Source organism: Kordiimonas sp. UBA4487, assembly GCF_002389025.1.
GTDB lineage: Bacteria > Pseudomonadota > Alphaproteobacteria > Sphingomonadales > Kordiimonadaceae > Kordiimonas > Kordiimonas lacus.
On sequence record NZ_DGNR01000002.1, the window covers coordinates 262,956 to 285,023 of the forward strand.

A 22,068-nucleotide genomic window follows, 5' to 3' on the forward strand; every position below is an offset into this window, starting at 1 on the left:
GGTCCTATACTCGGCTGTCGGGTGTATTATGGTTTTTGGTCAGGAAGGCGTTAACGGCGCGTTCCAGGTTGACCGGGGCTTTGGCGACTGCCTTTGCCCCGTTGTTCTTCAGAACCTGGCCAAACTCTTCACCTTGGTCGGCGACCAATATATGGTGCTGCCCATCAATGGTGCGGGAGGTCAGGAAACCAGGCAGGGCGCCTTTCGCAGGCAATCCATTTGCGAAGTCGCCGATCCAGTAGGAAATGCGCTCAACAAAGGCGTCCGGGCTGCTGTTATTTTGAAGTGTCCCTTTTTCCATAATGATCAGCTGGTCCGCGACCCGCTCGATCTCTTCCATCTGATGCGAGCAATAGATGATTGTGGTGTTGGCCTCTGTTTCTGTGAACATCAGGGCTTCGAGAAAACTCTGCCGCGCCACTACATCCAGGCCCAGCGTTGGTTCGTCCAGAATAAGGACGTCAGGCGACTGCGCCAGCGCCATGGAAAGGTTAAGCCCGGCGCGCTCTCCGCGGGACAGGCCGGAAATCTTCTGGCCAGGGTCCACGTCGAAATAGCCAATCACCTGCTCGTAAATCGACTGGTTCCAACCCGGGTAGAAGCTGCGCTGCTGATCGGTGATCTGCTGTGCTTTCATCCACAATGGCAGCGTGTGTTCTTCATTCACATAACCAACGCGACCACGCGTGCCAGGCGAGAGATCGCGACTGTCCTCGCCCAGCAGGCGGGCGATGCCGCTTGTGGCAGTTGTGACGCCCAAAAGGATACGAAACAGGGTGGATTTCCCCGCCCCGTTAGAGCCAACTATGGCGTGAATGCCGCCCTGGCCGATGGCCAGCGTGAAATCCTTGAGGGCTGTTTTCTTGCCATACCGCTTTGTCAGCCCTTCGGTTTGAATACAGTGGTTCATACTCTCTCTATCCTTCGTCGCTGTTTTTTCCGGCTTTGCCGCCAAGGCTTGTAAGGGCGTCCTGAACTGCCTTGATTATGTGCTCGCTGTCGTAACTCAGGTACGCTACTTCATTGATGAACGCGCCAACGGCTGCATCCAGCCGCTTTTGCTGTTCCTCATCACTCAACAGTTGTCTCGGCTCGGTGACAAAAAGCCCCAGCCCTTGTCGGGCTTCCACCAACCCAAGGGCTGTAAGCTCGCCATATGCCTTGGCAACCGTGTTGGCGTTGATCATTAGTTGCATCGCCAGTCCGCGAACGCTTGGTAGCTTCGCACCCGGCGGCAGGCTGCCTTTGGCCACCTCCATACGGATGCCATCGACAATCTGTTTGAAGATCGGCCGGCTGTCGCCTGTCACGATCTGGATGCTCAAGTTGGTCACGCCAGTCATAGGTCCTCGAATCAACTGTACTATGTGTAATAGTACAGTGCATACAGTGTTTCGATCGTCAAGTATGCATCTGTAAGCATCTGAATTTAAAAGATACTTTTGTGGGTGCTCTGGTGGCTGTGTTGCCGACACAAAAAAAGCCCCGCGTCAGACGCGAGGCTTTTTCGGTTTCTGGTGAGAAGACTTAAGAGATGACGGATGGCTCCGCGCGGCCGGTACGCTCTCTGATTTCCGCCAGATCCCTGGCGATGGCGATTAGCGGGGCGAGTGCTTCCTGGGTGTCTTCATCAAGGCCGTCTGGCCCAGCGACAAAACGCTCGATATAGACCCTTAGTGTTGCGCCTTCCGTGCCGGTACCAGACAACCGGTACACCACGCGAGACCCGCTTTTGAACATCACCCGGATGCCTTGCGCTGAGGCGACGGACCCATCAACCGGGTCGCTGTAAGAGAAATCATCCGCAAGCTCGACCGTTTCGTCGCCAAACCGCTCGCCGGGCAGTTCAGAAACCTTCGCGCGCAGGGCGGCGATCAGTTCCTGGGCTGTGCCCGCATCCAGGGCCTCATAGTCGTGGCGGGAATAATAGTTCCGACCATAGCTGTGCCAGTGGCTGGTCAGTATGTCGTTCACGCTGCTGCCGGTCTCGGCCAGGATGTTGAGCCACATCAGGACCGCCCAGATGCCGTCCTTTTCGCGCAGGTGGTCAGAGCCCGTGCCCGCGCTTTCCTCGCCGCACAGCGTGGCGCGCCCGGCATCCAAGAGATTGCCGAAATACTTCCAGCCCGTGGGTGTTTCAAAGCAGGGGATTTTCATTGCAGCAGCCACTCGGTCCACAGCGCAGCTTGTGGGCATGGACCTGGCGACGCCCCTGAGGCCCTGATTATAGGCCGGTATCAGCTGGGCGTTGGCCGCCAGTACCGCCAGGCTGTCGGAAGGTGCTACATAGGTGTTGCGCCCGAGTATGATGTTGCGGTCCCCGTCGCCATCTGACGCCGCACCCATGTTGGGGGCGTCCGGGCCAAACATCACATCGAACAGCTGTTTGGCATAAACCGGGTTCGGGTCCGGGTGGCCGCGGCCGAAATCCGGTTTTGGTTCGCCGTTGATTACCGTGCCTGCTGGCGCGCCAAGGACATCTTCAAAAATGGCTTTGGCATAGGGGCCGGTGACGGCATGCATGGCATCAAAGCATAGGCGGAAACCGCCCTTGAATAGGCTTTTGAGGGCATCGAAATCAAACAGGTCTTCCATCAGTTCCAGATAGTCGACGACCGGATCCACGATTTCTACGGTCATGGCCCCCAAGGTGGTTTCACCAAGGGTGCCAAGGTCGATGTCCGGCGCGTCCATGATGCGATATTCGCTGATTTCCCGTGTCATGGCGTAGATGGCATCTGTAATCTTTTCCGCCGCAGGACCGCCATTTGAGGCATTATATTTGATGCCGAAATCATCGTCCGGGCCACCAGGATTATGGCTGGCCGACAGGATGATGCCGCCGGTATGTTCGCCTTTGCGGATCACACAGGATGCAGCGGGCGTTGACAGGAAACCATGCTGGCCGACAATAACCCGTGCCACGCCATTCGCAGATGCCATCTTCAGGATCGTTTGGATGGCAACGTCATTATAGAAGCGGCCGTCGCCACCCACCACTAGTGACACGCCCTCGACCCCACCCAGGGCATCGAAGATACTCTGGACAAAGTTTTCCATGTAGCCTGGTTGCTGGAATATCTTGACCTTCTTCCGAAGGCCCGAGGTGCCGGGTTTCTGGCCGTCAAATGGGGTGGTCTCAACGATTTTGATGGTCATGGCTGTCGCTCTCGCTTCATTCGTGTGGGCCACCACGTATGTCGGTGATGGCTGCCAAAATATCTGATACCGCTTTGTGGCCAAAGATTGTTTCAATTGGATGAGACAATTTCCGGCGCCAGTTGGGTTGCTCGGTCGTGGTGCCGGTATGTTCATCTGTTCTTGAAGGGCCTCGACCTGTACGGCATTCAGGCTGGCGCCTGTGCGGGCCAGAAACCGGTGAAGGCTGATTATAGCATCTTTGGCGTCGTCTGCACCCTCCGTCCCAAAAAGCTGACGATTGCATGGTGGTGTGTAATTTCGCGCCAGCCCTACATCTTTGGCGGGCAAATGGCTAAATCTGTGCCGTGGTACATCAAGCCCTATTGTCTGATGCTATCACTGCCACCGCCCGCGACAGTCGTTTTTCTCTATTCGGGTAAAACATAGAATTTTCATAAAGTTAACTGGATTGAAGTCATTATATTCGCAGGAAATGGCGGTTTTCCCTGTGAGGCCGGTATCACGCCGGATCACATTTTCGGGACACATATATTTTGTATTTTTATGTTCTTGACTAGAAAGTCAGGAACTCATAGCGTCCCTCTGTTTTGTCTTTAGTGCATCCCATTAAGAAACGCGCCGTGATCGCATTAGGCGCGGATAAAGAGAAAGTCCCGACATTGATCGGGGGAGGAACATGAAAATGAGGAAAACACCCCAGTTAGGGCGGCGTTATGCTGCCGGTTTAATGACGACAGCTGCAACGCTGGCCATGCTGTCAGTTGGCTCAGTCGCGAACGCCCAGGATGAGCAGAGCGTGTTCGATGGTGAGTTTGAGGAAATCATGGTCACGAGCGCCCGGAAGCGCGAAGAAAGCATCTTCGAGACGCCAACCGCGCTTTCCGTGTTTGGTGAAAGCGCGCTGAAGGCGCTCAATGTCAGCAACATGGATGATGTTGGCAAATATGTGCCGAACCTGAATGTATCGCGCTTTGGTGTCGGCAACACGGCGGCGGCGGCGATCTTCATTCGCGGTATCGGCATCCAGGATCACCTGATCACCACCGACCCAGGCGTTGGCGTGTATCTCGACGGTGTGTATCTTGGTCGCCAGATGGGGTCCAACCTGACGCTGAAGAACATCGAGCGTGTCGAAGTGCTGCGCGGGCCCCAGGGCACGCTATATGGCCGTAACACGCTGGGTGGGGCCGTGAATATCGTGACCCGCAAGCCGGGCGACGAAGAGGGTGCCGAAGTTGACGTGCAGCTTGGTACCCGGGACCGCTACGCCGGCAGCTTCTATGCCAACACGCGCCTGTCGGACAAGATCGCTGTGTCTGCGACCGGTAGCTTCAAGCACCGTGGCGGCGTGGGCGAGGCCGTGAATCTGGCCAACCCGGAAGCCGAAATCGGTGAAGAGAAAGAATTCAATGGCCGCGTCGCACTCTTGATCGAACCAAGTGACACATTCTCGCTCCTGTTCGCCATTGACGGCATGGACAATGAAGCGGGCCAGTCGCCCTATATCGCTGAAGTGATCGGCGCACCGGCCGATTGCTGTGGTCCACTGCCGCAACTGGGTGATGCAGACTTCCCGGCAGACCCGGATGACCTGGCCACCGCTGTGCCTGGGCTTGAGAGCACGTCCGCGAACGCGCTGGGTGTTTCCATGACAGCCGAGTGGAACATGAATGAAAACCTGACGTCCAAGTTTATCGCCAGCTGGCGCCGCACGGAATACACCGGCGGGCTTGATGATGACGCCACGGCCTATCATCTGTCTGAATTCCCGGAAGAGGGCGAAGCCGAGCAATATAGCGCCGAGCTTCAGATTAACGGTTCGTGGGACAATTTCGATCTGGTGTCGGGCCTCTTTTACTTCAACGAAGACGGCAGTGCCTTCTCAGGTCCGTTCAACTTCTCACCCTTCAATGGACAGGTTGACACCCCGGGCACCATTGCGAACGGTGACTTCTTCGATCTGGCCCAGGAAACAGATGCATACGCCATCTACGCGAACGGCTCCTACCATGTGAACGATAAGCTGACGATCGGCGGCGGCCTTCGCTATTCTGAAGACAAGAAAGAGGCGAACGCCTTGTTTCCAAGCTTCGGTGGTGTACGCGACTTCGAGGAAGTTGACACAAGCGCTGTTACCTGGGACGCCAACATGACCTATGCGCTGAACGACAATATGTCGGTTTACGCAACCGTGCAGCGTGGGTATCAGACAGGTGGTCTGCCGCCCCGTCCGTTCGGCGGCGAAGCGCAGTTCGACCCGTTCGATGAAGTGAAGGCGCTGAACTATGAGGTGGGCTTCAAAGGGCAGGTAACAGACAACTGGCTTCTGATGGCGTCTGCCTTCACCACCAACTATACCGACTTTGTGGTACAGGTGTCTGAACCGCAGGCTGGCGGCTTTGTGACCCGTGCGGGCAACGCCGCCAAGGCGCGTGGTCGCGGGTTCGAGATCGACAGCAAGCTCAATCTCGACAGCGGCGTGTTCATCAATACCTCCATCGGTTACCTGGATGCAGAAATTCGCAGCCTTGAAGGCGAAGTTCTGGGTGTCGCGGTTGGTGACAAGCTGCCGCTGGCGCCTGAGCTGACGGCGTCTGTGCTGGCGGGCTACCGCACCATGCTTGATGGCGGTGGTGAGCTGACAGTGCAGGCGGACTATAGCTACCGCGACGATATGTTCGGCCAGGTGGTGAACTCGGATACCGAACTCCTGAAAGCGCGCAGCCTGTTTGGCTTCAACGTGCGCTATACCAGCGAAGACGGCACCTGGGATGTGGACCTCTACGGCGAAAACATCTTCAACGAAGTGTATGACCAGGGCCGCCTGAATAACACGTTCCATGGTTTCGTGGGCGTCGTGCGGTCCAATGACCGGTCCGAGTTTGGCCTGCGTTTCACCAAACGCTTTGGCCTCTAGGGCATAAACAACAGCCATAACTTGGCACATGACGGGCTCGCATTTGCGGGCCCGTTTTTTTATGCAAGTATATCTTGATCGGGAGTAGGCTGTTTCTGTCGCTGCAGCTTCACGAAAATGTGCTTACGTGACTGTATCCTTTATGTTTTTTATTCTTGACCAAATAGTCAGGAATAGATAGCGTACAAGTGGGAGTGGAAAATTTAGGGAGTGGTTATGACGCACAAGCTTTGTGGTGCGGCAGGTGGTGTTAGCCTGTCGGATGATGAGATTGCTGCCAACTTCGGAGACCTGCACAAGCCGTTGAGCCAGTTGCAGGCAATGCAGGCGGCTGATCACTGTATCTATTGCTATGATGCGCCGTGCATAACCGCATGTCCGACATCCATCGACATCCCCACCTTCATTCATCAGATACGCACCCGGAACACAGAAGGGGCGGCGAAAACCATCCTCAGCCAGAACATCATGGGCGGCACCTGTGCCCGTGCCTGCCCCACGGAAGTGCTGTGCGAACAGGCTTGCGTGCGCAATCACGGCGATGAAGAACCGGTCGAGATCGGGCTCTTGCAGCGCTTTGCTGTAGATCATCTGATGGCCAAGGGTGGCGAACACCCGTTTAAGCGTGCACCCGAAAGCGGCAAGCGCATTGCTGTTGTGGGTGCGGGGCCTGCCGGGCTTTCCTGTGCGCACCGGGCTGCCATGCTGGGCCACAATGTGACTGTGTTTGAAGCCAAGCCAAAGTCCGGCGGCCTGAACGAATATGGTCTTGCCGCCTACAAGATGGTCGATGACTTCGCCCAGCGCGAGGTTGACTTCCTGATGGGTGTCGGCGGGATCGAGATCAAGCATGGTCAGGCGCTTGGCAAGGATATCAGCCTGCGTGAACTTCGCGATACCTTCAATGCGGTGTTCCTGGGCGTGGGCCTTGGCGACACCAACAAGCTGGGGCTTGACGGCGAAGACAAGGGCGGCGTTCTGGATGCCATCCAGTTCATTGAAGATCTCAGGCAAGAGAGCAACAAGGCGCACATGAAAGTCGGCAAGCATGTGGTGGTGATCGGCGGCGGCAACACCGCGATTGATGCTGCCGTCCAGAGCCGGGCGCTGGGTGCTGAAAAGGTCACGCTGGTTTATCGGCGTGGTGAAGAGGCCATGAGCGCGACGGGCTTTGAAATTGAGCTGGCGCGCACCAACGGTGTGACGGTTGAGCTGTGGGCCCAGCCTGTGGCGATCCACGGCAATGGCCATGTGACGTCTATGGTGTTCGAGCGCACCGCAATGGATGAAAAAAATGGTACACTGGTAGGCACCGGTGAAACGTTCGAAGTGCGAACGGACATGGTTTTGAAAGCCATCGGGCAGAAGCTGGACGGCAGCGCACTGGACGGGCTTGACCTGGCAGCGGGCAAAGTGTCCGTATTGGACGGCTATGCCACCAGCCTCACCGGCGTGTTCGCGGGCGGGGACTGCGTCAAGTCTGGCGAGGACCTGACGGTGCAGGCAGTGGAAGACGGCAAGCAGGCCGCTCACGCCATCGACGAATTCTTGAAAGCGTAGGAGGGGATAATGGCTGACTTAAGCTGCAAGATCGCAGGAATCGATAGCATCAACCCCTTCTGGCTGGCGTCCGCGCCGCCAACGGACAAATATTATAATGTTGTCCGCGCCTTTGAGGCGGGCTGGGGTGGTGTTGTATGGAAAACGCTGGGCGAAGACCCGCCGGTCGTGAATGTCTCGAGCCGTTACGGCGTGCATCAGGATGCTGACCGCGGCATCATCGGCATCAATAATATCGAGCTGATTTCCGACCGGCCGCTGGACGTGAACCTGCGGGAGATCGAGCAGACGCGCAAGGAATGGCCTGACCGGGTGATCATCGGCTCCATGATGGCACCGATTGACGAGCAGGCCTGGAAAGAGCTGGCGATCAAGATCGCCAATTCGGGCGTGCACGGGATTGAACTGAACCTTGGCTGCCCGCACGGCATGTGCGAACGCGGTATGGGCTCTGCTATCGGGCAGGTGCCTGAATTGGTGGAGCAGACCACCCGCTGGATCAGGGAAGCGGTGGACCTGCCGGTTTTCACTAAGCTGACGCCCAATATCACCAACATTCTGTGGTCAGCAGAGGCTGCGAAAAAGGGCGGCGCGCACGCGGTGTCGCTCATTAACACGGTTAATTCCATCGTGTCGGTGGACCTGGACGCCATGTCGCCCACGCCTGTCGTGGACGGCAAGGGCAGTCATGGCGGCTATTGCGGTGCGGCGGTCAAGCCGATTGCGCTCAATATGGTTGCGGAAATCGCCCGCTCTGCGGACACCCAGGGGCTCGAGATTTCGGCTATTGGCGGGATTGAGACCTGGCGCGACGCGGCCGAGTTCATCGCCCTTGGGGCCAACGGCCTGCAGGTCTGCACCGCCGCCATGCTGTACGGCTTCCGCATCGTGGATGACATGATCGCCGGTCTTTCGAACTTCATGGATGAGAAGGGCTACAAAACGCTTGAGGATTTCCGGGGCAAGGCTGTGAAGAACACGGTGGATTGGAATGCCCTGAATATGAATTTCGACACCAAGGCCTTTATCGACCCGGATAAGTGCATCGAATGTGGCCGTTGCCATATCGCCTGCGAAGACACAAGCCACCAGGCGATCGAGTATGCCGTCAAGGAAGACGGTAGGCGCAGCTTCACGGTAGTGGACGAAGACTGTGTTGGCTGCAACTTGTGCGCCATGATCTGCCCGGTGCCGGATTGCATTGAAATGCGGCCTGTCGATAACGGCAAACCCTATATGACCTGGCCCGAACATCCGCTGAACCCGATGAAGGCAGCGGAATAAGCGGGCCGATAGTCGCAAACGTCAACCTGGGGAGGGGGACATGAGTGAACTAAGCGCTGGCGCGAAAGCGAACGATCTTGAAGCCTACTGGATGCCCTTTACGGCAAATCGCCAGTTCAAGGCAAACCCGCGTATGGTGGTGGGCGCGGACGGCATTTATTTTAAACTGTCGGACGGGCGGGATCTGCTCGACGGCATCGCCGGCCTCTGGTGCTGCAACGCAGGCCACAACAGGCCGCGTATTGTCGAAGCCATCCAGAAACAGGCGGCAGAGCTGGATTATGCGCCCGCCTTCCAGATGGGGCACCCCAAACAGTTTGAGCTGGCAAGCCGTCTTGCGCGCATGATGCCGGGGGACCTGAACAAGGTCTTCTTCACCAATTCGGGGTCAGAGTCAGTTGAGACCGCGCTCAAGATGGCCATCGCCTATCACCGGGCGCGCGGCGAAGGCCAGCGTGTGCGGCTGATCGGGCGCGAGAAGGGCTATCACGGGGTGAACTTCGGCGGCATGAGCGTGGGCGGCATGCCCGCCAACCGCAAAATGTTCGGCAGCCTGATGACTGGCGTTGACCATATGCGTCACACGCATGGCATTGAAGGCAATCGTTTCTCCCACGGCCAGCCTCCGAACGGGGCAGAGATGGCCGACGACCTGGAGCGGCTCTGCGAATTGCATGACCCTTCCACGATAGCAGCCGTGATCGTGGAGCCGCTCGCGGGGTCCGCGGGCGTGATCCTGCCACCCAAGGGCTATCTGGAACGCCTGCGCGCGATCTGTGACAAGCACGGCATCCTCCTGATCTTTGACGAAGTGATCACCGCCTATGGCCGCCTGGGCTCACCTTTCGCGGCGAACCATTTTGGTGTCGAGCCCGACATCGTCACGACCGCCAAGGCGCTGGCGAACGGCGTGATCCCCATGGGCGCGGTGTTCGTGCAGGATAAAATCTATGACGCCTTCATGACAGGGCCTGAGAATATGGTGGAGTTCTTCCACGGCTATACATTCTCTGGCAACCCGATGGCGTGCGCGGCGGCGCTCGGCACCCTCGACACCTACGAGGAAGAAGGCCTGTTGACCCGCGGCAGCGAACTGAGCCCCTACTGGGAAGACGCAGTTCATAGCCTGAAGGACCTGCCGAATGTGATCGATCTTCGGAACATGGGGCTGATCGCGGGGATCGAACTTGAACCGCGTCCTGGCAAGCCAACCGCGCGGGCGTTTGAAGCTTTCCTGAAGGCCTATGAGGCCGGGCTGTTGATCCGCACAACGGGCGACACCATCGCGCTGTCGCCGCCCCTGATCATTGAAAAATCTCACATTGATTTCGCGTTTGGAACCCTGCGCGATATCCTCAAGTCATTGGATTAAATACGCAAATGGCACTGATCAACCATATCATTGAAGGCGCGGCCACAGCTGGTTCATCCGGCCAGACCGCGCCTGTCTATAATCCGGCGACAGGCGAGCAGATCGCCGATGTCGCCATGGGCGGGGCTACGGAAGTGAACGCTGCCGTCGCCGCCGCCAAGAAGGCTTTTGAAACTTGGTCTGCCACACCCCCGGCCAAGCGTGCTCGGGTGATGTTCCGCCTGCGTGACATATTGGACGCGCGGCGCGATGAGGTGGCGCGGACGATTTCTGTGGAGCACGGCAAGACCCACGATGATGCACTCGGGGAGGTGACGCGGGCACTCGAGGTCGTCGAGTATGCCTGCGGCATCCCTGAAAAACTCAAGGGTGATTTCAGCCGCGATGTTGGCCCCGGGATCGATAGCTGTGCCGAACGCCAGGCGCTCGGGGTCGTGGCGGGCATCACGCCCTTCAATTTCCCGGCTATGGTGCCTTTGTGGATGATCCCCATGGCGGTGGCCTGCGGCAACACGTTCGTGCTGAAGCCGTCCGAGCGCGGCCCGTCGTCCGCAAACCTGGTGTATGACCTGTTCAGGGAAGCCGGGTTGCCAGAAGGCGTGCTGAATGTCGTGCATGGCGGCAAGGACGCAGTGGATGCGATCCTAGACCATAAGGACGTACAGGCTGTCAGCTTCGTGGGCTCAACGCCCGTCGCGGAATATATCTATTCCCGTGGCTGCACGGCGGGCAAGCGGGTGCAGGCGCTGGGCGGCGCCAAGAACCATATGATCATCCTGCCAGACGCGGATATTGACCAAGCGGCTGACGCACTGATGGGCGCGGGCTTCGGCTCGGCCGGTGAACGCTGCATGGCCGTGTCTGTTGCCGTGCCGGTGGGTGAGGAAACTGCCGACCGGCTGGTGGCCAAGTTGGCGCCGCAGGTGCAGGCGCTCAGGATCGGCCCAAGCACTGATCCAGACGCCGAAATGGGCCCGGTGATCACGAAGCAAGCGCAGGACCGCATTGTTGGCCTGATTGACAAGGGCGAAAGCGAAGGCGCCGACGTGGTCGTGGATGGCCGCGACTTCCGGCTTCAGGGATATGAAGGCGGTTTCTGGGTTGGCGGGACGCTGCTTGACCGCGTGACGCCTGAAATGACCGTCTACCGCGAGGAAATCTTCGGCCCGGTGCTATCCGTGTTGCGGGCAGGAAGCTATGACGAGGCCGTGAACCTCATCAACGCGCATGAATACGGAAACGGTACCGCCATCTTCACTCGGGACGGTGACGCCGCACGCGATTTCGCCAACCGCATCCAGGTGGGCATGGTGGGCGTGAATGTGCCCATTCCAGTGCCCGTGGCCTACCACAGCTTTGGGGGCTGGAAGCGATCCATTTTCGGCGCGCACGGCATCTATGGGCCGGAAGCCGTTCATTTTTATACACGACTGAAAACCGTTACCTCGCGCTGGCCCACGGGCATTCGCGCGGGCGCAGAGTTTAATTTCCCGAGCATGGGCTAAGAGGGGTTATTTTATGACGACGAATTCAACTAACACACTCCGGGGTGGCCTCATTCAGATGGCGCTCAAGTCCTCAACAGACAATGACCCGGAAACCATCCGCAAGGCGATGATCGAAGCGCATATCCCGCTGATTGAGGAAGCAGGCGAGAAGGGCGTGCAGGTGCTGTGCTTCCAGGAAGTCTTCACCCAGCCTTACTTCTGCCCCAGCCAGGACGCCAAATGGTATGAAAGCGCGGAGCCGATCCCGAACGGCCCGACCACCAAGCTGATGCAGGAATATGCAGCGAAATACAAAATGGTGATCGTGGTACCGATCTATGAGCGCGATGACGTGACGGGCGTTTATTATAACACCGCCGCCGTGATTGATGCCGACGGCAGCTATCTGGGCAAATACCGCAAAACCCACATCCCGCAGGTTGCCGGTTTCTGGGAGAAATTCTTCTTCAAGCCCGGCGCATCGAATTGGCCAGTTTTTGAAACGCAATACTGTAAGCTTGGGGTCTATATCTGCTATGATCGCCACTTCCCGGAGGGCTGGCGTGCGCTGGCACTCAATGGGGCCGAGTATATCGTCAATCCGTCCGCCACTGTTGCGGGCCTGTCTGAGTATCTTTGGAAACTGGAACAACCCGCATCCGCCGCCGCAAACGGTTGCTGGATCGGGGCGATCAACCGTGTTGGGCACGAACAGCCTTGGGACATCGGCGAATTTTACGGCCAGAGCTATTTCGTCAATCCGCGCGGACAGATTGAGAAAGAAGCCAGCCGCGACAAGGACGAACTGATCATCCATGACATGGATATGAGCATGGTTCAGGAAGTCCGGAACGGCTGGCAGTTTTTCCGTGACAGGCGCCCAAGCACTTATGGCCGCCTGACAGAAGGGGAATAACCATCCCGGTTGCTGCGGTATCGGGGGACGCCGCAGCAAAGCACAGGGGACCTTGAAAAGGGGGAGTGATATGCACGACGAAACGTCAACGGAAACCGGGGCCGTGTCCTACGACGCGGACCTCTGGAACGCCGACCTTGCACCGACAGACGCCGCCGCCCGCACATGGGACTGGAAAGCCTTCGCCGCCCTTTGGGTGGCGATGGTCGTTTGTGTGCCCACCTATATGCTGGCCGCCGGGCTGGTATCGGAAGGCATGGCCTGGTGGCAGGCGATCCTGACGGTGCTGCTGGGTAATGTGATTGTGCTGGTGCCGATGATCCTGATCGGTCATGCTGGCGCCAAGCACGGCGTGCCGTTCCCAGTGCTTCTGCGCTCCGCCTTCGGCACCAAGGGCGCGCGCATCCCGGCACTCGCGCGTGGGCTGGTGGCCTGCGGCTGGTTCGGTATCCAGACATGGGTGGGCGGCAGCGCGATCTATGTGATCCTCAACGGCCTGACGGACAATATGTTCCACGGCACGCCACTGCCGTTCCTGGGCATTGATATCGCCCAGACGCTCAGCTTCCTTGCCTTCTGGGCGATCCATCTGTTCTTCATCAAGCACGGTACGGAAAGCATCCGCTGGCTTGAGACTTACGCAGCCCCCTTCCTGATCCTGATGGGCCTTGCGCTTCTGGCGTGGGCCTATATCGAGGCGGGCGGCTTTGGCGCCATGCTGTCCACCCCCAGCCAGTTCGGCCCGGGCGGCGCAAAGGAAGGCCAGTTCATGGGCACCTTCATCGCTGGGCTTACGGCGATGGTTGGCTTCTGGGCGACAATGGCGCTCAACATCCCGGATTTCACTCGCTTCGCCAAAACACAGCGGGACCAGATGCTCGGGCAGGCGATTGGTCTGCCGATCCCGATGGCTCTCTTTGCCTTCATCGGCGTGGCCGTGACCAGCGCGACCGTGACCATCTATGGTGAGGCTATCTGGGACCCGGTCGTACTCGCGGGCCGCATGGGCGGCATGGGCGTTGTTGTGGCGCTGGCGGCGCTTGTGATCGCCACGCTCACCACCAACCTGGCCGCCAATGTGGTGGCCCCGGCGTATGGGTTTTCGAACCTCAGCCCATCCAAGATCAGTTTCACCATGGGCGGCTATATCACCGCGGGGATCGGTATCGCCATCTTCCCGTGGAAATTGCTGGAAACAGCGGGCGGCTACCTGTTCACCTGGCTGATTGGCTATTCGGCGCTTCTGGGGCCCATCGCGGGCATCCTGATCGTGGACTATTTCCTGATCCGCAAATGCGAACTGGATAAGGACGCGCTTTTCACCCATGCAGGCCGCTACGGTGCCTGGAACAGTGCCGGTCTGATTGCGCTTGTGGTTGGCGTTCTGCCGAATCTGCCGGGCTTCCTGCATGCAGCGGGTGCCGTGGACACCGTACCAGCCGTCTTTGACACACTCTATAGCTACGCCTGGTTCGCGGGCCTGTTTGTTGCCGGCCTTCTGTATCTAGCGCTCGCTCGAAAATAACCTAAAGGGGACGTTGTTATGTCACTTCTTATTCGTGGTGGAACCGTTATCAATGCTGACGCGCGCAAGCGTGCTGATGTGTATGTCGAGGACGGGATCATCAAGGCTGTCGGCGAAAACCTGGACGTGCCCTCAGGCGCTGAGGTGATTGACGCGGGCGGCCAGTATGTGATGCCCGGCGGGATCGACCCGCACACCCATATGCAGCTTCCGTTCATGGGCACCGTGGCGTCGGAGGACTTTTATACCGGCACAGCCGCAGGCCTTGCGGGCGGTACCACCATGATCATTGATTTTGTGATCCCAAGCCCACAACAGCCGCTGATGGAAGCCTACAATACATGGCGCGGCTGGGCTGAAAAAGCCTGCGCCGACTATAGCTTCCATGTGGCTGTCACATGGTGGGGCGACGGCGTCGCCGAAGACATGGGCCGCCTGGTGAACGAGGAAGGCATCAACAGTTTCAAGCATTTCATGGCCTACAAAGGCGCCATCATGGCCGAAGATGAGGTGCTCTATAACAGCTTCACCCGCGCGCGGGAGCTGGGTGCGATCGTCACCGCCCACGCGGAAAATGGCGAACTGGTGTTCCAATTGCAGAAAAAGCTGATGGAAGCGGGCATGACCGGGCCTGAAGCTCACCCACTGTCCCGCCCGCCGGCTGCGGAAGGCGAGGCTGCCAACCGTGCCGCACGCTTGGCAGAAGTCATTGATGTGCCGCTTTATCTTGTGCATGTGTCCACCAAGGACGCGCTGGACGAAATCATCCGCGCGCGGCTCGCGGGCCAACGCGTCTATGGTGAGGCGCTTGCGGGGCATCTGCTGATCGACGACAGCGTCTATAAGCATCCGGATTTCGAATATGCCGCCGCCCACGTGATGTCGCCGCCATTCCGGGAAAAGCATCACCAGGAGGCGCTGTGGAAAGGGCTGCAGTCCGGCAACCTGCAGACTACCGCCACCGACCACTGCTGTTTCTGTGCCGACCAGAAAGCCATGGGCAAGGATGATTTCACCAAAATTCCGAACGGTACGGCAGGCGTTGAGGACCGGCTGGCGGTGCTGTGGACCCACGGTGTGCGCACCGGCAAGCTGACGATGGAAGAATTTGTTGGCGCCACCAGCGCGAACGCTGCCCGTATCTTCAATATCTACCCCAGGAAGGGCCGGATCGCAGAGGGCGCGGACGCCGACATCGTGGTGTGGGACCCGGAGGCGACCAAGACCATTTCCGCCAAAACCCACAAGCAGAATGTGGATTTCAACATCTTCGAAGGCATGGAAGTGACGGGCCTTGCGTCCCACACCATTAGCCAGGGCAGGGTGCGTTACAAGAATGGCGAATTGTTCACCAACAAGGGGGATGGCCGCTTTATCAAGCGGCCGGCGTTCAAACGCTAAAAGGTAAGGGAAGGGCGGCTTTGGCCGCCCTATCTATTTGCGCAGTTGCAGATAGGCTCTGGCTGAGTGCAGGAACTCATCCACAAACACCGCATCGGGTACGTCCCTTAGCTGGTCGAAGTCGGTCGTGCGGTCGCAGCGCACCACGATCATGGCCTTGCACTGGTCGATGATGAATCTGATGGCAAGCTCTGGGTCAGGGTGGCCAATCTCACCCGTGCGCATCATCAGGAGCGCGCGGAAGCCGTCAAACAGCTTATGCTCAATGGCGCTGAACTGTTGCCATAGGTCTGCACGGTCCTTGATGGCTTCCTTGATGGCTGTCTTGAAGCCCGGGCTTTCCTGTTCGATCTGCAGCGTGAACTCAAGATAGCGCTTGAGGATGTCAATGATGGTTGCCCCTTCCCAGATGGCGGGGTCGAGGGCCGTGGCGCTCGAGCGTTCTATCCGCTGTGCCCCGCGGGCGAACAGCGCTTCCTTCAGCGCCGCCTTGTCCTTGAAATGGTGGTAGAGTGCGCCGATTGAACAGCCTGACGCCTTGGCAATATCGGTAACGGAAGTGGCGTCGGCGCCGTGTTCTCCGAACAGGCGCTCGGCGGCATCCAGAAGGGAATCGCGCGTGCGTTCACTTCTCGACTGCTTCGGAGGGTTCTTCCACTCCAGGTCTTCCATCCATTTGTTCGACACAGACTTCCTCACACATCACCGCCGGTCAGGAGTATCGCATTCACGTCGTCAATGCAATTTCCGGTGTTCCGTCCTTGACAAGCGGTTGTCAGATACAACATAAAACAGAAACATAATTCTGATTATGTTTTTTGATGAATGCAAGTTTCTTGTTACAGTTGGCGAATGCGCCGCATAAATCCGGGAGGCCCACGATGCAGATTAAAGTCAATGGCACGTCATATGACGTTGATGTGGAAGAGGATATGCCTCTTCTGTGGGTGCTTCGGGACGAGCTTGACATCAAGGGTGTGAAATATGGTTGCGGCGTCGCCCAGTGCGGTGCCTGCACGGTCCATATCGACGGCGTAGCCATGCGGTCTTGCCAGGTGCCCGCGGCGGATGCAGTGGGTGTTGAGGTTACGACGATTGAAGGCCTTGGTACGCCAGACGCACTGCATATCGTCCAGCAGGCGTGGGTCGATCACCAGGTGGCCCAGTGCGGCTATTGTCAGTCGGGACAGGTGATGCAGGCTGCGTCACTTCTCGCTGAAAACCCGAACCCTACGGACCAGGACATTGATGATGCCATGTCTGGCAACCTGTGCCGCTGCGGCACCTACCCACGCATCCGCGAGGCTGTGAAATCAGCCGCCGCCAAGCTGCAGGAGGCGTAATCATGGGCAAGATCAAGACCTATACCCGTCGCGCATTCCTCGTCGGCTCTGCCGCCGTGATCGGCGGGGTGGCTTTTGGCTTTTATATGGTCAAGAAACCGCATGCAAACCCACTTCTCAAAGACCTTAAGGATGGTGAAGCAGCACTAACGCCTTGGGTGAAGATTGATGCGGACGGTGTGACGCTGATCGCGCCGCACGCAGACATCGGGCAGGGCGTACGCTCCATGCAGGCCATGCTGATCGCCGAAGAACTGGATGTGGACCCGCTTGCCGTGAACGTAAGCCCGGGCGACCCGGCACCGGCCTATTATAACACCGCGCTGGCGACCGAGGCTGTGCCTTTCATGTCGACCGATGACAGTTTCGCAGCAGAGACCATGCGCGATGTGATGGGCGGCGTGATCAAACTGATGGGCGCGCAGGTGACCGGCGGTTCAAGCGCTGTCCCGGACTCGTTCGACAAGCTCCGCCTCGCGGGCGCAGTGGCACGCGAAACGCTCAAGAAAGCGGCGTCACAGCAATCTGGTGTGCCGGTCAGTGCGCTCAAGACCGAAGGTGGCGCGGTGATGCTGCCGGACGGCACCCGCGTGCCCTACGAGGACCTTGCGGCTGCAGCCGCAAATCTTGAGCCGGTCGCGGATGTGCCCTTGAGGGACCCAGATGAGTGGCGCTATATCGGCAAGCCACAACAGCGGCTGGACATTGTGGCCAAATCCACCGGCACGCTGACCTACGGGATCGACCTCGAGTTCGACGGCATGGTGCATGCGACCGTAAAGCTGAACCCGCGCCAAGGTGGGGAACTGATCAGCTATGATGCAAGTGCCGCCGAAGGTATGCGCGGGGTCAAGAAAATCATGCGGGTTACCGGCGGTGTCGCCGTGGTGGCGGACAATACCTGGCGCGCCATTCAGGCCGCGAACGCCATTGACTATAAATGGGGGCCTGTGAGCTACCCATCCGAGATGGAAGGCCATTGGGACTTGCTCGCGGGTTCTTTCAATGATGACCATATCGACAATGTCTGGCGCGAAGAGGGCGACGTTGAAGCGGCGCTTTCAGGTGCTGACGTCGTGGAAGCCGAGTACCGCGCGCCCTATGTGGCCCACGCGCCGCTTGAGCCGATCTCCGCGACCGTGCTGGTCACGGACGACGGCGTGGATGTCTGGACTGCGAGCCAGTTGCCGCGCTTTGTGCAGGCCAATGTGGCGGGCATTGTGGGTGTGGAGCCGGATCAGGTGCGCCTTCACAACCAGTATGCGGGTGGCAGTTTTGGCCATCGGCTTGAGGACGAGCATGTCAAGCGCGCTGCCGAAGTGGCCATGGCCATGCGCGGCACGCCGGTGAAGCTGACCTATAGCCGTGAAGAAGATTTCGCCCATGATTTTCCGCGCCAGATTTCCATGGGGCGGATGCGGGGGGCGGTCAAGGACGGGCGTGTTGACGCTTATGACCTTGGGATTGCCAGCCCGTCGGTGCAGGCGTCGCAGCTGCCGCGCCAGAACCAGGTTGCCCCTCCAGGCGCGGACCGGCAGATTGCCGCTGGGGCGTGGAACTTGCCCTATGCCCTGCCGAACTTCCGCATGACGGGCTACCGAACAGATGGCCTTGCCCCAGTCAGCAGTTGGCGGTCTGTAGGCGCGTCAACCAACGGTTTCTTTGCTGACTGTTTCCTGGATGAGCTGATCATTGCTGCGGGTGCTGACCCGCTGGAGGAACGCATCCGCATGTGTCAGGAACCGCTGGCGCGCGCCGTTCTGGAGGCTGTGGGCGAAATGTCAAACTGGGGCAGCGACCTGGGCCCGAACCGAGGGCGCGGTGTCGCCTTTGTTGAAAGCTTCGGTGTGCCGGTCGCCGAAGTGGTTGAGGTAACCAACACGCCAGATGGCATCAGGATCGACAAGGTCTATGTGGCGGCGGAAGTTGGTCGCGTGATTGACCCGGTCAATTTTGACAATCTGGTCAAGGGTGGTGTGGTGTTTGGCCTTGGACACGCCATGAACTGCGAAATCACTTATTCGGACGGAATGGCCGAGCAGCAGAACTTCTATGACCATGAAGCCATGCGGCTGCATCAGTGCCCTGACATCATTGTGCGTGGGCTTGAGAATTCTGACCAGATCCGCGGCATTGGAGAACCGCCAGTGCCGCCGGCCGCGCCAGCGCTTGCCAACGCCATTTTCGCCGCCACCGGCAAGCGCCTGCGCGAAATGCCGTTTAACAAGCATATTGATTTCGTTTGACGTCACGACAAACAAAAACCCCGAACTGTTCAAGTCGGCAGTTCGGGGTCAAGTTAGGGAACGCTGAGCTTGCGATTAAGCAGCCAGGTTCTTGAGGGTAGTTGCGAGGATGTCCAAGCCTTCCTCCAGCACCGCGGTTGGCGCAGTCAGGGCTGGCAGGAAGCGGATCACATTGCCGCGGACACCACAGCTCAGAAGAATCAGGCCGTTTTCAGCCGCAGCCTTCACAAGGGCGCCCGTAAGGACCGCGTTCGGTTTGTCAGCGTCGCCGTCCTCAACCAGTTCCATGGCGATCATGGCGCCCAGGTTGCGCACATTGCCAATGACATTCGGCAGCTCTGCCTGCAGTGAGGTCAGCCGCTTGTTGAACAGATCACCAATCTCATTCGCGCGGTCGCACAGGCCGTCTTGTTCGATGATTTCCATCACCTTGAGGCCTGCCACACAGCCAAGCGGGGAACCGCCATAAGTGCCGCCAAGGCCACCAGGGGCTGCTGCGTCCATCACTTCGGCCTTGCCCACCACGCCGCTGATCGGGAAGCCGCCAGCCATGGCCTTGGCCACAGTCATCAGGTCGGGCTCCACGCCGCTGTACTCAGTGGCGAACAGTTTGCCGGTGCGGGCGAACCCGGTCTGGATTTCGTCACAGATCAACAGGATGCCGTGCTCGTCACAAACGCTGCGCAGGCTTTTCATGAAGGATGGGCTGGCGGCATAGAAGCCACCTTCGCCCTGAACGGGTTCAAGGATAATGGCCGCCACGCGAGATGGTTCGATGTCCGCTTTGAAGATGGCGTCGAGCGCGTTCAGGCTGTCTGCTTCTGTGACGCCGTGATAGTCAATCGGGTAGGGCGCGTGGAACACGTCTGATGGGAAGGGCCCGAAGCCGATCTTGTAGGGCGCCACCTTGCCGGTGAGCGCCATGCCCATCATGGTACGGCCATGGAAGCCGCCCTTGAAGGCGATGATGCCGGGGCGGCCAGTGGCGGCCCGTGCAATTTTCACCGCATTTTCAACGGCTTCTGCGCCTGTCGTCAGGAAAATGGATTTCTTCGGTGTGTCGCCAGGGGCTGCCGCATTAAGCTTTTCCGCAAGCGCGATATAGCTTTCATACGGGTTCACCTGATAGCAGCTGTGCGAGAATTTATCGAGTTGGTCCTTGACCGCCTCAACAATGCGCGGGTCGCTGTGGCCCGTGTTGTTCACGGCGATACCGGTGGCAAAGTCGATATAGCGGTTGCCTTCCACGTCCCACAGAACGGCGTTCTTGGCGTGCGAGGTGAAGCGGGCGTGCATGGTGCCAACACCGCGGGCAACGGCGGCCTCGCGGCGCGCCCAAAGGTCTGCGTTACTCATAATTAAAGCCCTCCTAACAGACAGTATTTGATTTCAAGATAGTCATCGATGCCGTAGCGCGATCCTTCGCGCCCCAGCCCGCTTTCCTTGACGCCGCCAAAAGGCGCCACTTCGGTTGAGATGATGCCCTCATTGACACCCACCATGCCGTACTCAAGCCCTTCCATGACGCGGAAAACGCGCCCGAGGTCCCGGGCATAGAAATAGGCGGCCAAGCCGTATGGCGTGTCGTTGGCCTGCTTGATCACTTCGGCTTCGTCCGTGAAGCGGTAGACAGGCGCCACCGGGCCAAAGATTTCAGCCTGGGTGATCGCCATGTCGTGGCGAACATCCCTGAGGACTGTCGGGGCATAGAAGTTGTCGCCGGCGTCGTGGCGTGCGCCGCCGGTCACGGCCTTGGCGCCGTTTGCGACAGCTGTCTCCACAAGACTGGTTACCTTGGTGACAGCCGCCTGGTTAATCAGGGGGCCGCAAGTCACGCCATCATCGGCACCGTTGCCGACCTTCAGTTTTTCAACTGCAGCCGCGAACTTCTCGACAAAGGCATCATAAACGCCGTCCTGCACATAGAAGCGGTTGGCGCACACGCATGTTTGCCCGGCGTTCCTATATTTGCTGACCATGGCACCTGCGACAGCGGCATCGATATCCGCGTCATCAAACACGATGAAAGGCGCGTTGCCGCCCAGTTCCATCGACGCTTTCTTGACCGTGCCTGCACACTGCACCAGCAGCTGCTTGCCCACGGCGGTGGAGCCGGTGAAGGAAAACTTGCGGATGGCCGGGTGCGTGGTCAGGATTTCGCCAACCTTCTGCGGCTTTTCCGACGTCACAACCTGCAGCACATCCTTGGGCATGCCAGCCTCAAGCGCCAGAACCTCAAGGGCGATGGCGGACAGCGGGGTGGCCTCGGCCGGGCGTACAATCGCGGTGCAGCCAGCGGCCAGCGCAGGCGCGACCTTGCGGGTGATCATCGCGACCGGGAAGTTCCAGGGCGTGATGGCGCTGACGACACCGATCGCCTGCTTGATCACCATGATGCGCTTGCCGGGCAGGGTGCTTGGCACTGTATCGCCGTAAACGCGCTTGGCTTCCTCGGCGAACCACTGGATGAAACTGGCGCCGTATGCCACTTCGCCGCGTGCTTCCGCCAGCGGCTTACCGCATTCAGCCGTGATGATGCGCGCCAGGTCTTCCTGATTGGCCACGATCAGGTCATGCCAACGCATCAGCGTTGCCGCGCGCTCCTTCGCCAGCGCGTCGCGCCATGCGGGCAGAGCCGCTTCCGCGCGGTCAACGGCGGCCATAACGTCAGCTTCCGTCATGTCGGTCACCGCAGCGATGGTCTCGCCCGTGGCTGGATTCGTTACGCTAAAACTGTTTGTCCCACTGCCGGGCAGCAGGCTTTTATTCTCAATCGTCAACATAGTCACCAGATACTCCCATGGAATTCTGGTGAGTGTGGCTCAGGCCATGATTTTGGGAAATACCCCCTTAGG

17 protein-coding genes are annotated in these 22,068 nt (G+C 58.8%); 11 read left to right on the forward strand and 6 right to left on the reverse strand.

Annotated features, from left to right (window positions below; translation table 11 throughout):
• Positions 1-4 precede the first annotated feature (4 nt).
• The 3 genes from B3Z17_RS01185 to B3Z17_RS01195 form a co-directional block, all read right to left on the reverse strand.
• The gene (locus tag B3Z17_RS01185; RefSeq protein WP_068305155.1) at positions 5-910 is read right to left on the reverse strand and encodes an ABC transporter ATP-binding protein; all 906 of its coding nucleotides are present in this window, start codon (positions 908-910) and stop codon (positions 5-7) included.
• 7 nt (positions 911-917) lie between these two features.
• On the reverse strand, positions 918-1,343 hold the full coding sequence (locus B3Z17_RS01190; protein WP_068305156.1) for a GntR family transcriptional regulator: 426 nt from the start codon (positions 1,341-1,343) through the stop codon (positions 918-920).
• A gap of 184 nt (positions 1,344-1,527) precedes the next feature.
• Entirely contained in the window at positions 1,528-3,159 is a 1,632-nt protein-coding gene (locus B3Z17_RS01195; RefSeq protein ID WP_286828215.1) for an alpha-D-glucose phosphate-specific phosphoglucomutase, read from the reverse strand.
• A 96-nt stretch (positions 3,160-3,255) separates the two neighbouring features.
• On the opposite strand from B3Z17_RS01195, the gene B3Z17_RS01200 reads away from it, so the two are divergent.
• From B3Z17_RS01200 to hydA, 9 genes are all read left to right on the forward strand, one after another.
• The gene (locus B3Z17_RS01200; protein ID WP_286828216.1) at positions 3,256-3,588 is read left to right on the forward strand and encodes a hypothetical protein; all 333 of its coding nucleotides are present in this window, start codon (positions 3,256-3,258) and stop codon (positions 3,586-3,588) included.
• Positions 3,589-3,838: 250 nt separating this feature from the next.
• Positions 3,839-6,079, forward strand: coding sequence for a TonB-dependent receptor (locus B3Z17_RS01205; RefSeq protein WP_286828217.1), 2,241 nt, complete (start codon positions 3,839-3,841; stop codon positions 6,077-6,079).
• A gap of 216 nt (positions 6,080-6,295) precedes the next feature.
• A complete protein-coding gene (locus B3Z17_RS01210; RefSeq protein ID WP_286828218.1) occupies positions 6,296-7,639 on the forward strand; it encodes an NAD(P)-dependent oxidoreductase in 1,344 nt (447 codons plus the stop codon).
• A gap of 9 nt (positions 7,640-7,648) precedes the next feature.
• Positions 7,649-8,923 (forward strand): NAD-dependent dihydropyrimidine dehydrogenase subunit PreA, encoded by a 1,275-nt coding sequence (gene preA, locus B3Z17_RS01215; RefSeq protein WP_286828219.1) that lies wholly within the window; start codon positions 7,649-7,651, stop codon positions 8,921-8,923.
• Between the two features lie 40 nt (positions 8,924-8,963).
• Positions 8,964-10,295: an aspartate aminotransferase family protein gene (locus B3Z17_RS01220; RefSeq protein WP_286828220.1), complete on the forward strand. Its 1,332-nt coding sequence runs from the start codon at positions 8,964-8,966 to the stop codon at positions 10,293-10,295.
• Positions 10,296-10,303: 8 nt separating this feature from the next.
• Positions 10,304-11,800, forward strand: coding sequence for a CoA-acylating methylmalonate-semialdehyde dehydrogenase (locus B3Z17_RS01225; RefSeq protein WP_286828221.1), 1,497 nt, complete (start codon positions 10,304-10,306; stop codon positions 11,798-11,800).
• 13 nt (positions 11,801-11,813) lie between these two features.
• Entirely contained in the window at positions 11,814-12,698 is an 885-nt protein-coding gene (locus B3Z17_RS01230) for a nitrilase-related carbon-nitrogen hydrolase (RefSeq protein WP_286828222.1), read from the forward strand.
• Between the two features lie 70 nt (positions 12,699-12,768).
• Positions 12,769-14,223 carry an NCS1 family nucleobase:cation symporter-1 gene (locus B3Z17_RS01235; protein ID WP_286828223.1) on the forward strand — a complete coding sequence of 485 codons (1,455 nt, stop codon included), beginning with the start codon at positions 12,769-12,771 and terminating at the stop codon, positions 14,221-14,223.
• A gap of 18 nt (positions 14,224-14,241) precedes the next feature.
• A complete protein-coding gene (gene hydA / locus B3Z17_RS01240) occupies positions 14,242-15,624 on the forward strand; it encodes a dihydropyrimidinase (RefSeq protein ID WP_286828224.1) in 1,383 nt (460 codons plus the stop codon).
• Positions 15,625-15,657: 33 nt separating this feature from the next.
• Here the strand turns inward: hydA and B3Z17_RS01245 are convergent, their stop codons facing one another.
• Positions 15,658-16,311 (reverse strand): TetR/AcrR family transcriptional regulator, encoded by a 654-nt coding sequence (locus B3Z17_RS01245; protein ID WP_286828225.1) that lies wholly within the window; start codon positions 16,309-16,311, stop codon positions 15,658-15,660.
• A gap of 194 nt (positions 16,312-16,505) precedes the next feature.
• On the opposite strand from B3Z17_RS01245, the gene B3Z17_RS01250 reads away from it, so the two are divergent.
• Together B3Z17_RS01250 and B3Z17_RS01255 are read left to right on the forward strand one after the other, a co-directional pair.
• The gene (locus tag B3Z17_RS01250) at positions 16,506-16,967 is read left to right on the forward strand and encodes a (2Fe-2S)-binding protein (protein ID WP_286828226.1); all 462 of its coding nucleotides are present in this window, start codon (positions 16,506-16,508) and stop codon (positions 16,965-16,967) included.
• A gap of 2 nt (positions 16,968-16,969) precedes the next feature.
• Positions 16,970-19,213: a xanthine dehydrogenase family protein molybdopterin-binding subunit gene (locus tag B3Z17_RS01255; protein ID WP_286828227.1), complete on the forward strand. Its 2,244-nt coding sequence runs from the start codon at positions 16,970-16,972 to the stop codon at positions 19,211-19,213.
• 75 nt (positions 19,214-19,288) lie between these two features.
• Here the strand turns inward: B3Z17_RS01255 and gabT are convergent, their stop codons facing one another.
• Positions 19,289-20,569: a 4-aminobutyrate--2-oxoglutarate transaminase gene (gabT, locus tag B3Z17_RS01260; RefSeq protein ID WP_286828228.1), complete on the reverse strand. Its 1,281-nt coding sequence runs from the start codon at positions 20,567-20,569 to the stop codon at positions 19,289-19,291.
• 2 nt (positions 20,570-20,571) lie between these two features.
• Complete coding sequence (locus B3Z17_RS01265; RefSeq protein ID WP_286828254.1) at positions 20,572-21,996, reverse strand: NAD-dependent succinate-semialdehyde dehydrogenase; 1,425 nt, start codon at positions 21,994-21,996, stop codon at positions 20,572-20,574.
• Positions 21,997-22,068 lie beyond the last annotated feature (72 nt).